The sequence below is a fragment of the Mycobacterium sp. IDUB_39 genome (assembly GCF_055419205.1).
Genome location: NZ_JBVAXF010000005.1, coordinates 466,294 through 478,029 on the forward strand (window position 1 = coordinate 466,294; position 11,736 = coordinate 478,029).

The 11,736-nt window shown below is 66.7% G+C and carries 10 protein-coding genes and 1 tRNA gene; 4 read left to right on the forward strand and 7 right to left on the reverse strand.

Annotated features, from left to right (window positions below; all coding sequences use genetic code 11):
• Positions 1-22: 22 nt before the first annotated feature.
• Both ACZY0X_RS20960 and ACZY0X_RS20965 read left to right on the forward strand, forming a co-directional pair.
• Positions 23-487: a GatB/YqeY domain-containing protein gene (locus ACZY0X_RS20960; RefSeq protein ID WP_463773100.1), complete on the forward strand. Its 465-nt coding sequence runs from the start codon at positions 23-25 to the stop codon at positions 485-487.
• A gap of 36 nt (positions 488-523) precedes the next feature.
• The gene (locus tag ACZY0X_RS20965; RefSeq protein WP_463773102.1) at positions 524-1,510 is read left to right on the forward strand and encodes an LLM class F420-dependent oxidoreductase; all 987 of its coding nucleotides are present in this window, start codon (positions 524-526) and stop codon (positions 1,508-1,510) included.
• Between the two features lie 27 nt (positions 1,511-1,537).
• On the opposite strand, the gene ACZY0X_RS20970 is transcribed toward ACZY0X_RS20965, so the two are convergent.
• Positions 1,538-2,191 carry a TetR/AcrR family transcriptional regulator gene (locus ACZY0X_RS20970; protein ID WP_463773385.1) on the reverse strand — a complete coding sequence of 218 codons (654 nt, stop codon included), beginning with the start codon at positions 2,189-2,191 and terminating at the stop codon, positions 1,538-1,540.
• Positions 2,192-2,351: 160 nt separating this feature from the next.
• Between ACZY0X_RS20970 and ACZY0X_RS20975 the strand changes: the two genes are divergently transcribed.
• The gene (locus tag ACZY0X_RS20975) at positions 2,352-3,797 is read left to right on the forward strand and encodes a cytochrome P450 (protein ID WP_463773103.1); all 1,446 of its coding nucleotides are present in this window, start codon (positions 2,352-2,354) and stop codon (positions 3,795-3,797) included.
• 89 nt (positions 3,798-3,886) lie between these two features.
• On the opposite strand, the gene ACZY0X_RS20980 is transcribed toward ACZY0X_RS20975, so the two are convergent.
• From ACZY0X_RS20980 to ponA2, 4 genes are all read right to left on the reverse strand, one after another.
• Positions 3,887-3,960, reverse strand: a tRNA-Pro gene (locus tag ACZY0X_RS20980).
• Positions 3,961-4,239: 279 nt separating this feature from the next.
• Positions 4,240-5,346 (reverse strand): L-cysteine desulfhydrase Cds1, encoded by a 1,107-nt coding sequence (gene cds1 / locus ACZY0X_RS20985; protein ID WP_463773105.1) that lies wholly within the window; start codon positions 5,344-5,346, stop codon positions 4,240-4,242.
• Positions 5,343-6,302 carry a metallophosphoesterase gene (locus tag ACZY0X_RS20990; protein WP_463773107.1) on the reverse strand — a complete coding sequence of 320 codons (960 nt, stop codon included), beginning with the start codon at positions 6,300-6,302 and terminating at the stop codon, positions 5,343-5,345. The genes cds1 and ACZY0X_RS20990 overlap by 4 nt, the downstream gene beginning before the upstream one ends.
• 98 nt (positions 6,303-6,400) lie before the next feature.
• On the reverse strand, positions 6,401-8,857 hold the full coding sequence (gene ponA2, locus ACZY0X_RS20995) for a transglycosylase/D,D-transpeptidase PonA2 (protein WP_463773108.1): 2,457 nt from the start codon (positions 8,855-8,857) through the stop codon (positions 6,401-6,403).
• A gap of 312 nt (positions 8,858-9,169) precedes the next feature.
• Here ponA2 and ACZY0X_RS21000 point away from each other — a divergent pair, with 312 nt between their 5' ends.
• Positions 9,170-9,529 carry a WhiB family transcriptional regulator gene (locus tag ACZY0X_RS21000; protein ID WP_463773110.1) on the forward strand — a complete coding sequence of 120 codons (360 nt, stop codon included), beginning with the start codon at positions 9,170-9,172 and terminating at the stop codon, positions 9,527-9,529.
• A gap of 17 nt (positions 9,530-9,546) precedes the next feature.
• Here ACZY0X_RS21000 and bagB read toward each other — a convergent pair whose 3' ends face one another.
• Entirely contained in the window at positions 9,547-10,665 is a 1,119-nt protein-coding gene (gene bagB, locus ACZY0X_RS21005; protein ID WP_463773112.1) for an ATPase BagB, read from the reverse strand.
• Positions 10,666-11,706 carry an ATPase BagA gene (gene bagA / locus ACZY0X_RS21010; RefSeq protein WP_463773113.1) on the reverse strand — a complete coding sequence of 347 codons (1,041 nt, stop codon included), beginning with the start codon at positions 11,704-11,706 and terminating at the stop codon, positions 10,666-10,668.
• Positions 11,707-11,736: the final 30 nt, after the last annotated feature.

The window sequence follows — 11,736 nt, forward strand, 5'->3', positions numbered from 1 at the left end:
TCCTCGGCGTAGCGTCTCGGCCATGGCGGAACTCAAGGAACGGCTGCGGGCAGATCTGACGACGGCGATGAAGTCGCGGGACAAGTTGCGCACCGCGACGCTGCGGATGGTGCTCGCGGCGGTGCAGGCCGAGGAGGTGTCGGGGAAGTCGTCACGCGAACTGTCCGACGAGGACGTGCTGAAGGTGCTGACCCGTGAGGCGCGCAAGCGTGGCGAGGCCGCACAGATCTACATCACGAACGGTCGCGGCGAACTGGCGGCCAACGAGCGCGCCGAGGCCAGCGTGATCGACGAGTACCTGCCGACCCAGCTCAACGACGACGAAGTGGCCAACGTGGTGAACACCGCGATCGCGCAGGTGGCCGAGGAGATCGGGCACGGTCCCGGCATGAAGCAGATGGGCCAGGTGATGAAGGCCGCGACGGCCATCGCCGACGGAAGGGTCGACGGGTCGCGTCTGTCGGCAGCCGTGAAGGACCGGTTGTAGCCGTTTTCCCGGGACGCGCCCGGGTATCCGGAATCCATGACGCGTTTCGGATACACCCTCATGACGGAGCAGAGCGGACCCAAACAACTTGTCGAGTACGCCGTTTCGGCGGAACGGGCGGGCTTCGACTTCGAGGTCTGCAGTGACCACTTCTCGCCGTGGCTGACGGCACAGGGACATGCGCCCAACGCGTGGACGGTGCTCGGCGCGGTCGCGCACGCGACGGACACCGTCGAACTCCTCACCTACGTGACGTGCCCGACGATGCGCTATCACCCCGCGGTGGTGGCCCAGCAGGCGGCGACGCTGCAGATTCTGGCCGACGGTCGCTTCACTCTCGGCCTGGGTAGCGGGGAGAACCTGAACGAACACGTGGTCGGTCAGGGCTGGCCGACCATCGCGCGGCGTCAGGAGATGCTGAGCGAGGCGATCCAGATCATCAGGGAGCTGTTCACCGGCGAGGTGGTCGACTGGAAGGGCGACTACTTTCAGGTGGACTCGGCCCGGCTGTGGGATCTACCCGAGGTTCCGGTGGCGATCGCCGCCGCGGTGTCGGGGGACCGGTCCGTGGAGGCATTCGCGCCGCTGGCCGACCACCTGATCGCCGTGCAACCCGACAAGGACCTGGTGGACGCGTGGGGCCGTGCGCGCAAGGCGACCGGGCTGCGCGGCGAGGTCCGCGCCATCGGGCAGTTGCCAATCTGCTGGGATCCCGATCGCGATGCCGCGGTGGCGCGTGCTCATGAGCAGTTCCGGTGGTTCGCCGGTGGGTGGGCAGTCAATGCCGACCTGCCGACCACCGCGGGATTCGCAGGCGCGACCCAGTTCGTCACGCCGGAGGACACCGCGTCGAACATCCCATGTGGCCCCGACCTGGAGGCGATCGTCACCGCGGTCGACGAGTACCGGCAGGCGGGCTTCACCGATATCGCGCTGGTTCAGGTCGGCGACGACGGGCAGGACCGATTCCTCGATAGAGCCGCCAAGCCGTTACTGGCCATGCTGCGCGAGGCGGTCGGCTGAGCGTTGTGCCCCTGTCGCTGGATCTCCTCAGGACACCCGCGCGCGGGCGATGTGCGCGGCACCGTTCCCGGTGATCAGCCACAGGGTGGCGAGCTGAGCGATGAAGTCGTCAAGGGACAGGTCGACGCCACCGTTGACGAAGGTCAGAATGGCATCCGCCGTGCCCCCGACGATAAATGCCGGCGCCACCTTCGCCAACGGATCGGTCTCCAGCTCGACGCCGTGCACGACTCGTCCGTGGTCGATCAGCACCTCAGTCAGTCGATGCATGACCGTGGCTCTGTGGTCGTTCAGCTCGGGTGATGCGGCGACGCCGCCCAGCAGGACCCGCGCGCGGCGCGGATCGTCGACCAGGGCACGTACGGCGGCGGCGACCCCGGCGAAGGCCTGCACCTCCAGGGGTTCCTGCGCTGCCGCATCCGCCGCGTGAACCGTTGCGGTGCGGACGCTCTCGGCGATGTCGTCGACGACCGCAGCGGAGAGTGCGTCCAAGTCGGTGAAGCTCTCGTAGAAGTACCGCTTGTTCAGGCCCGCCGCGGAGCACAGTTTGTCGACCGTCGCGCTGCGCCACTCGTTTCGTGCCATCGAGTCCATCGCGGCGTCCAGCAGGCGTTCTCGTCGGTGTTGGCGACGGGCGTCGGCCGTCTTTCCCCCATAGGGACGCTGCGTGGCATCGGGCACCGCCCGATCGTCGCACTCGCCGGGTCGGCCGTCGTCTCTGACCGTTGACACCACGAGGACAGTCTGGCACGGTTCCGTACCAGATGCATCCATCAGGAGGACACATGACGACGGCAGCCGACAACGCCGAGGCCGGCGCCTACCTGGATCGGATCGGCGGATGACGGCACTGACCGCCGCGGTGAACACACCGGCCAACCGACATCGCCTGCACTCGGTCGGCGCGGCGATCACATCGCGGTTCCCGAGTGGCGACCAGCCGCTCGCCACCGCGCCCGCCGGATCGGACCTCAAACCCGTGATGGGCAATTACGGCTTTCCGGTGCTCGGCCACGTGCTGAGCTCACTCGCCGAGCCGCTGGACTTCGCCCGCCGGCGCTACGAGCGGTACGGGCCGGTGTCGTGGGCCGGTGGGGTGGGGTTCCGCGTCGTCACCCTCATGGGTCCCGACGCGCTGGAGACGGCGTGGGTCAACAGGGACAAGGTCTTCTCCAGCACGCGCGGCTGGGCGCCCGTCATCGGACCGTTCTTCCACCGCGGCATCATGCTGATGGACTTCGAGGAGCACCGCGACCACCGCCGCATCATGCAGCAGGCCTTCACCCGCAGCGCGCTCGACGGCTACCTCGACCTGATGCGGCCCAGCATCGACCGAACGCTGCGTGGCTGGCCGTCGACCCAGAGCTTTCCGTTCTACCCGTCCATCAAGCACCTGCTGTTGGAGCAGGCTGCTGAGGTCTTCGTCGGCTCTCGACTCGGCCCCGAGACCGATCAGCTCGCGGCGGACTTCCATGACACCGTCCGCGGCGGGCAGGCACTGCTGCGCGCAGACGTGCCGGGCGGCGTGTGGGCCAGGGGACTGCGCGCTAGAGAACGGCTCGAACGCTTCTTCGGCGACCAGATTCCCGCCCGCCAGCGAGGCGACGGCACTGACCTGTTCTCCATGTTGTGCCGCAGCGAGGACGACGACGGTGCGAGATTCACCGACGCCGACGTCGTCAACCACATGATCTTTCTCCTCATGGCCGCGCACGACACCACAGCGATCGCCCTGTCCATGTTGGCCTACGAGCTGGGCCGAAACCCGCACTGGCAGGACGCACTTCGCGACGAGGCGACGGCCCAGCCAAACGACGCGCCCACCGTCCTGGATCTGGACGCCTACCCGCTGCTCGACGCCGCGTTCAAGGAGATCCTTCGGATGTACGCCCCGGCGGGCACGCTGTTTCGTCAAACAGTGCGCGACACAGACATACTCGGACATTTCGTGCCCGCGAGGACTCAGGTGGCGATCAACGTCTACGCCTCCATGAGGCTCGCCGACTGGTGGCCCGAGCCGGACACCTTCGCCCCCTCGCGCTTCGTCGATAGCTCCGACTCTCGCGCCGCGGTGAGCCGCTACGTTTTCGCCCCGTTCGGCGGCGGGGCGCACAAGTGCATCGGTCAACAGTTCGCCGACATGACGGTCAAGGCCACCATGCACCAGATGCTGCGGCGCTTCGAGTGGAGGGTGGCCGACGGCTACCGGCTCCCGCTGACCTGGGGAACCGGCCCGACGCCAGCCGACGATCTGCCCATCACGCTGCGAGCCCGCGGGCAGGCATAGCCCGCTACGGACAGAAAGCCCGCTACGGACAGAAAGAAAGAAGGCCCTGAACTGGATCACCAGTCAGGGCCTCTATCTGCCTACACGAGTCGGGGTGACAGGATTTGAACCTGCGACCTCTTCGTCCCGAACGAAGCACGCTACCAAGCTGCGCCACACCCCGAGTAAAGCCACGACAGCGTATCGCACGGGGCCCGACGGACGCCAAACGCCTGGTCTGTGCCACGGCGTCGTGTGGCGCCTGGGTGAGGGTAACCGTTTGATCAACACGCGGCGTGGGATGAATTCGGCGCACCTCGGCGTTGTCACCATCAGAAATGCGCACCACACGAGGGAGGAGAGATTCGATGACCAGCTTGGGAGCAGCTCTCTACGGCGGGTTCTTCGGTATCGCTGCGCTGTGGCTTTTCCTGACGTCGGACGCGGTCGGCAACCGGCGCGGTCAGACCCAGGTGCCGGAGCGTTCGAACTCGGCCAGCACGGCCTTCGACGCTGAGGTGTCCAGCCCCGCGCTGGTCAGCCATTCGTCACTGAAATAGGTGTCGGCGTAGCGGTCGCCGCTGTCTGCGAGCAGCGTGATGACCGACCCGCTGCGCTTCTGCGCGATCATCTCGGCCAGCAGGCCGAAGGCGCCCCACACATTGGTGCCGGTCGACGGGCCGACCCGTCGTCCCAGGACCGAGCCGACGTGATGTGCGGCGGCGATTGAGGCCGCATCGGGGACCACCATCATGCGATCGACCACATCGGGCAGAAACGACGGTTCCACCCGCGGACGACCGATGCCCTCGATGCGCGATGACGCGCCCGTGACGATGTCACTCCTGCCCTGGGCATAGGACGGGAAGAACGCCGAGTTCTCCGGGTCCACGACGCACAGCCGCGTAGGGTAGCGGCGGTACCTGATGTAGCGCCCGATGGTCGCGCTCGTCCCGCCGGTCCCCGCACCCACCACAATCCACTCTGGGCAGGGGTGTCGCTCCTCACGCATCTGATCGAAGATCGACTCGGCGATGTTGTTGTTGCCGCGCCAGTCGGTCGCGCGCTCGGCGTTGGTGAACTGGTCGAGATAGTGGCCGCCGGTCTCGGCGGCGAGACGCTCGGCCTCCGCGTACACCTGAGACGACTCGGCGACGAAATGGCAACGGCCACCCTGTGATTCGATGAGCTTGATCTTCGCGGTGCTGGTCGACGACGGCATCACGGCGATGAACGGCAGGCCGAGCATCGCGGCGAAATAGGCCTCGGAGACGGCCGTCGAACCCGACGACGCCTCGATGACCGTGGTGTTCTCGCCGATCCATCCGTTGCACAACCCGTACAGGAAAAGCGATCTTGCCAACCGATGCTTGAGGCTGCCGGTGATGTGCGTCGTCTCGTCCTTGAGATACAGCTCGACGTCGACACCGTCACACCACGCTGCGGGCAGCGGATACCGCAGCAGATGTGTGTCCGCACTGCGGCGGGCGTCGGCCTCGATCAGGCGTACGGCGTTATCAACCCACTGACGTGGCTGAGTCCGCACAGCGTCCGTGGCGCTGTCGCTCACCGTGCCGCGACGGTCGACTGCGAGACACCTGCCCTGGTTCCGGCGTGACCGCCACCGGTGGGAGCAGCGACCAGCGTGAGAAGCGTGGCCTCCGGGCGGCAGCAGAACCGCAGCGGCGCGTACGGCGAGGTGCCGACGCCCGCCGAGACGTGCAGCTGGGTGTTGGTGCCCCACCGGGACGGTCCCTTGGCCCGTGACGGGTCAAGGTCGCAGTTGGTCACCAGGGCGCCCTTGAACGGAAGGCAGAGCTGCCCGCCGTGGGTATGGCCCGCCATGACCAGCTGGTAGCCGTCGGCGGCGAACCGGTCCAGCACCCGCGTGTAGGGCGCATGGGTGATGCCGAGCGTCAGGTTGGCCGCCGGATTGGGGCGGCCGGCGATGGTCTCGTAGCGGTCGCGCTTGAGGTGCGGGTCGTCGACACCGGCGGCCGCGATCACCAGACCGTTGACGTCGACTTCGCGCCGGGTATGGGTCATGTCCAGCCAGCCGCGCTCGGTGAACGCCGCCCGCAGGTCCTGCCACGGCAGCGGCACACCGGTGATGCGCTTGGACTTGTTGAAGATGTAGCTGGCGGGATTCTTCGGCCGCGGCCCGAAGTAGTCGTTACTGCCGAACACGAACAGTCCCGGCACCGACAGCAGATCGCCCATGGCCTGTACGACCGACGGCACGGCCTTCGGGTGCGCGAGGTTGTCACCGGTGTTCACCACCAGGTCCGGGCTCCAGCGCGCCAGGTCGCGCAGCCAACCCTGCTTGCGTTGCTGTCCCGGGCGCATGTGGAAGTCCGACAGGTGCAGCACCCGCAGCGGCGACGAACCGGGCGTCAGCACCGGCATGGTCACCTCGCGAATCACGAACGCGTTGCGCTCGATGAGCGAACCGTAGGCGATCCCGGCGACCAGCGAGCCAGCGGCGACCGCCGCGGTGTTCTTCAGAACGGTCGATGGGTCGGGCATGCTCGCAGCCTACTGCCAGATGGGTGCAGGCCGCCCAAAGCACAGCGAGCCGTTATCAACCCCACAGTCGATACCCCGCCCGTCGGGCGGGGCGCCGATCACGGTGGTGGCGGCGGTGGCGGCGGTGGCCCCAGGACCGGCACGGTGATCGGCGGAAGGCCGGGGATCTGAATGACCGTCGAGCCAACGGGAGCTGGCGGCCCGTCCATGCCCGGGAACGGCGGTAGGCCGATTGGTGGTGGTGGCGGCGCGGGCGGGATGCCATTGCTGACCTGGATCGTGATGATCGACCCCGGCACCGTCTGGCCGGCCGGCGAGGTTCCGACGACCGTGCCCAGCCGCAAATCGCTGTTGACCGGGTTGGACTGATCGGCGACCTGGAAGCCCGCGTCCCTCAGACGTTGACGGGCCAGGCTCTCATTCATTCCGGCGATGCTGGGCACCTTCGACCCCGGTGCGCCGTCGACGAAACGCGGGTCAGTGGGTGGTAACTGCACGGTGTCCGGCGTGAACTGCTTCATGGCCGTGAACCAGGTCCTGGCGGGCTCGTTACCGCCGAACAAGTTGCCCGATCCGCATTGCCGCAATGGGAACGAGCACAACTCCGTGGGGGCGGTGGAGTCGTCGTAGATGTAGTTGGCCGCGGCGTACTCACTGGTGAAGCCCAGGAACGCGGACGACCGATTCGCCTCGGTGGTGCCGGTCTTGCCCGACATCGGCAGGTTCCAGCCGACCGATCCGGCCGCGCCCGCCGCGGTACCCGAGCCGGTGTCGTCCTTGCTCATCGCGTTGGCCAGGGTGTTGGCCAGGCCCTCGGGCACTACCTGTTCGCACGTCTCGGTGGTGACCGAGACCTCTTGACCGGACCGGTCGAAGACCTTGTCGATCGGGTTCGGCGGGCACCACGTGCCGCCTGAGGCCAGCGTCGCCGCGACGTTCGACAGCTCGAGCGCATTGACCTCGATGGGGCCCAGGGTGAAGGAGCCCAGGTTCTGGCGCTTGACGAAGTCGGCCAGGCTCTCGTTGCTCTCTGGGTCGTAGTCGCGCGCGGTGCCGGGCAGGGCGTAGGAACGCAGGCCCAACTTGACCGCCATGTCGACGGTGCGCTGCACGCCCACCTGGGAGATCAGTTTGGCGAAGGCGGTGTTCGGGGAGGTGGCCAGCGCGTCCGTCACGGTCATCGAGCCGCGGTAGTTGCCCGCGTTCTGCACACACCAGGTGGCGGGCGGGCAGCCCTTGGCGCCGCCGCTGCCCAGTCCCTTGGCCTCGAACCTGGACGGCGCGTCCAACTGCGCGTTGATGCCCATACCCATGTCGAGGGCCGCCGCGGTGGTGAAGATCTTGAACACCGACCCCGCGCCATTGCCCACCAGCGAGAACGGTTGGGGCTGCATGGTCTCGCCGGCGTCCAGGTTCAGCCCATAGGTGCGGTTACTCGCCATCGCGACCACCGGATGCGATTGCTTGCCGGGCCTGATCACGCTCATCACGCTGGCGACACCGTCGAGGTCGGGCGGCGCGATCCCGTCAATCGAGGACTTCACCGAGGCCTGCACGTCGGGATCGAGCGTCGTCTTGATGAGGTAACCGCCCTTGGCGACCTGCTCCTTGCTGATGCCCGCGCGTGCCAGGTACTCGAGTGCGTAGTCGCAGAAGAAGGCGCGGTCGCCCGCGGCGATGCAGCCTCGCGGCAGCTCCGTCGGCACCGGAAGCACGCCAAGGGGTTGCTCCTTGGCCTCCCGCAACGCCGACGCCTCGTGGGGCAGGTTCTCGATCATCGTGTCCAGCACGACGTTCCGCCGTGCCAGCGCACCGTCGGGGTTGGTGTACGGGTTGAGCGCGCTGGTCGACTGGACCATGCCCGCCAGCAGTGCGGCCTGTTGCCAGTTCAACTCGGAGGCGTTGATGCCGAAGTAGGTCTGGGCCGCGTCCTGCACCCCGAACGCGTTATTACCGAAGGACACCAGGTTGAGGTATCGGGTGAGGATCTCGGGCTTGGTGAACGTCTTGTCCAGTGTCAGTGCCATCCGGATCTCGCGCAGCTTGCGTGCGGGAGTGGTCTCGATGGCCGCGCGCTTCTCGGCCTCGGTCTGCGCGACGACCAGGAGTTGGTAGTTCTTGATGTACTGCTGTTCGAGGGTTGAGCCGCCGCGGGTGTCGCTGGCGCCGGACAAGTAGCCAGACAGGCCCGTCAGCGTGCCCTGCCAGTCGACACCATTGTGGTCGGCGAACCTCTTGTCCTCGATCGAGACAATCGCCAACTTCATCGTGTTGGCGATCTGTTCGCTCGGAACCTCGAACCGTCGTTGGCTGTACAACCAGGCGATGGGGTTGCCGCGAGCGTCCACCATGGTGGAAACCGCGGGCACGTCACCCTCGACGAGTTGGGTGGATCCGTTGGCCACGACGTCGGACGCGCGGTTCGACATCAGGCCGAAGCCGCCGACGAGCGGAAACATGAATGCGGCGGCCACGACGCTGGCCAAAACGCAGCACCACGCCAACTTGATGACCGTCACCGCGGTGGGTGGACGAGTCGGCGGGCGCTCGGACATGGGTTACAGAGTAGCGACGTCGGCTAACGACAACTTTTCAGCCGCTGTATCGTCCCTGCTCGACACTTGGCCGGGTGCTGTATGGCCTGTCAGAGCGGTATGCGACCCTGCTGGTGCCTGCATAAGTCAAGTCACGGCACGGTCGTCCCAAAAATTCGTGATTTGACTGTTGCGCAAAACCCCCCTGACCACCTAGCTTGGACAGACAGTGCGATCTAGGTAACACTACCGGTCGCAATGTGGCGCAGCTCGCAACAGCGTGCTATCGCTTGGGGTTGACCGCCGAAATGGCGGCTGGAGGAGGGATCGCACGTGTCAGGTACACGGCCGGCGGCTCGCAGGACAATCATGAGTTCCCCTGTAAATGCAGTTGTTGTCCAAGGTGTCGAGGCCGAGGCCCGCATCGCATGGGTGTCGCAGGCAAGATGCCGGCAAGCCGATCCTGATGAATTGTTCGTGCGGGGGGCCGCACAGCGGAAGGCCGCAGTCATCTGCCGGCACTGCCCGGTCATCACCGAATGCGGCGCAGATGCACTCGACAACCGCGTCGAGTTCGGGGTGTGGGGTGGCATGACCGAGCGTCAGCGTCGCGCTTTGCTCAAGCAGCATCCCGAGGTCGTGTCCTGGGCTGACTTCTTTGCCGCTCAGCGTAAGCACCGCAGCGCGGTTTAGTACCGAGCCGCTTCGGCTCAGGCGGCTTCCCCGGTGATCTGATCGGCGATGGCGCGAAGCGCCTCGAGATCCGACACGTCGAACGGCAGCGAGGGTACGCCGACAATCGAGACGTGCGGGTTTGCTCCCGTGAAGCGTGAGAGCAGTCGCACCTCCCGTTTGGCCGTCAGCGCGCGATCGGCGTGAATCCTCAGCACCGCCGCGGTCAACGCGTCGTCCTCGGTCAACGAGTCAGCCGCGGTGCTGGCCTGCTCGGGCTTCAGATCGCACAGCGTGGGGTGCGTGCGGTTGAGGATCAGCCCGGCAAGCGGCATCTTCTCCTGCGACAGGCGGTCGATGAAGAACGATGCCTCCCGCAGCGCGTCGGGCTCGGCCGCCGACACCACCACGAACTGGGTGCCGCGTCGCTTGAGCAGTTCGTAGGTGCGGTCCGCCTTCTCGCGGAAACCGCCGAATGTCGCATCCAGTGACTGCACGAAACTTGCCGCGTCGGAGAGCATTTGGGAACCGAGCACCGTTGACAGTGCCTTCATGGCCAGGCCGACGGCGCCGGTCACCAGGCGGCCGATGCCACGTCCCGGCGCGAGCAGCATCTTCCACAGCCGGCTGTCCATGAAGCTGCCGAGGCGCTTCGGCGCGTCGAGGAAGTCAAGCGCATTGCGCGACGGCGGGGTGTCGACGACCACCAGGTCCCACTTGTCCTGGGCCAGCAGCTGTCCGAGCTTCTCCATCGCCATGTACTCCTGCGTCCCGGCGAGGGAGGTTGCCACGGTCTGATAGAACTGGTTCTCCAGAATCGCGTCTGCCCGATCGGATCCCGAGTACTGGATCACCATCTCGTCGAACGTGCGACGCATGTCGAGCATCATCGCGTGCAACTCGCCGGTGACCTCGGGGGCCAGCGGTACCCGCTGCGGGGTGTTGCCCAGATCCTTGACGCCGAGGGCCTGCGCGAGACGCTTGGCCGGGTCGATGGTCAGCACCACGACGGTGCGGCCGTACTCGGCGGCCCGCAGCGCCATCGCGGCGGCCGTGGTGGTCTTGCCGACACCGCCTGCGCCGCAACACACCACGACGCGGTTGGAGGTGTCAGACAGGATTGCCTGCATGTCGAGCGTGAGCGGTGTGGTGCTCATCTATCGGACTCCCTGCTGGGCGAGTTCTTCGGCGAGTTCATACAGGCTGCCCAGGTCGACCCCGTCGCGCAGGGCCGGCAGCTCCAGTCGTGGAACGTCGATCAGGTCGAGCTGCTCCGCGCTCTCGGCGCGGGCCGTGATCCGCGTGGCGTGCTGGATGGTCTCGGTCAGCAGGCCCGCGAAGTCGGAGTCCGACAACGTGATTCCGGTCTTCGCGAGTCCCGCTCGGACGGCGTCCGCGTCGACGTCCCCCTCGGCGGCCTTGGCAAGATCGTCGGCACCGAGATAGGCCGGGATGTTGCGGTTCACGATGACGCTGCCGACATGCAGCCCCATCTCCTGCAGCTCCTCGATGGCCTCCACCGTCTCCTGAATCGGCAGGGCCTCCAACAGAGTCACCAGATGGATCGAGGTCAGATCCGAGTGCAGTAGCTTGACCACGCCATCGGCCTGCGAGTGCACGGGACCGCCCTTGGCCAGGTCGGACACCGCCTTGGTGACATCGAGGAAGCGAGCGATGCGACCGGTGGGCGGCGAGTCGACGACGACGGCGTCATAAGCCTGGTGCTTGGCCTTCTCCCGCTCCTTCTCGTTGCGCACCACGAGTTCCTTGATCTTGCCCGTCAGCAGCACGTCGCGAAGGCCCGGCGCGATGGTGGTCGCGAACTCGACGGCACCGATGCGACGCATTGCGCGCCCGGCGATGCCGAGGTTGTAGAACATGTCGAGATATTCCAGGAACGCCGCCTCGGTGTCGATGGCCAACGCATTGACCAGACCACCGCCGTCGGCCGTCGCGATCTTCACCTCCTCGTACGGCAGCGGCGGGACGTCGAAGAGCTGCGCGATGCCCTGGCGTCCCTCGACCTCCACCAGCAGCACGCGGCGGCCGCCGGCGGCGAGCGCCAGGGCAAGGGCTGCGGCGATTGTCGACTTTCCGGTGCCACCCTTTCCGGTCACGAAGTGCAGCCGAGCCTTGGTTGATCGCGAGGACCAGCCGACGGCGTTTCGACCGGTGGGTGCGGAGGAGGGGGGAGCCACCTATGCATGCTAACCAAGCCGCACCGGCTG

Bases quoted from the DNA above. Each gene is read 5' to 3' on its own strand.
- ACZY0X_RS20960 (WP_463773100.1), top strand. From the start codon at position 23: ATGGCGGAACTCAAGGAACGGCTGCGGGCAGATCTGACGACGGCGATG.
- ACZY0X_RS20965 (WP_463773102.1), top strand. From the start codon at position 524: ATGACGCGTTTCGGATACACCCTCATGACGGAGCAGAGCGGACCCAAA.
- ACZY0X_RS20975 (WP_463773103.1), top strand. From the start codon at position 2,352: ATGACGGCACTGACCGCCGCGGTGAACACACCGGCCAACCGACATCGC.
- ACZY0X_RS20990 (WP_463773107.1), bottom strand. From the start codon at position 6,302: ATGCCCGACCCATCGACCGTTCTGAAGAACACCGCGGCGGTCGCCGCT.
- ponA2 (WP_463773108.1), bottom strand. From the start codon at position 8,857: ATGTCCGAGCGCCCGCCGACTCGTCCACCCACCGCGGTGACGGTCATC.
- bagB (WP_463773112.1), bottom strand. From the start codon at position 10,665: ATGAGCACCACACCGCTCACGCTCGACATGCAGGCAATCCTGTCTGAC.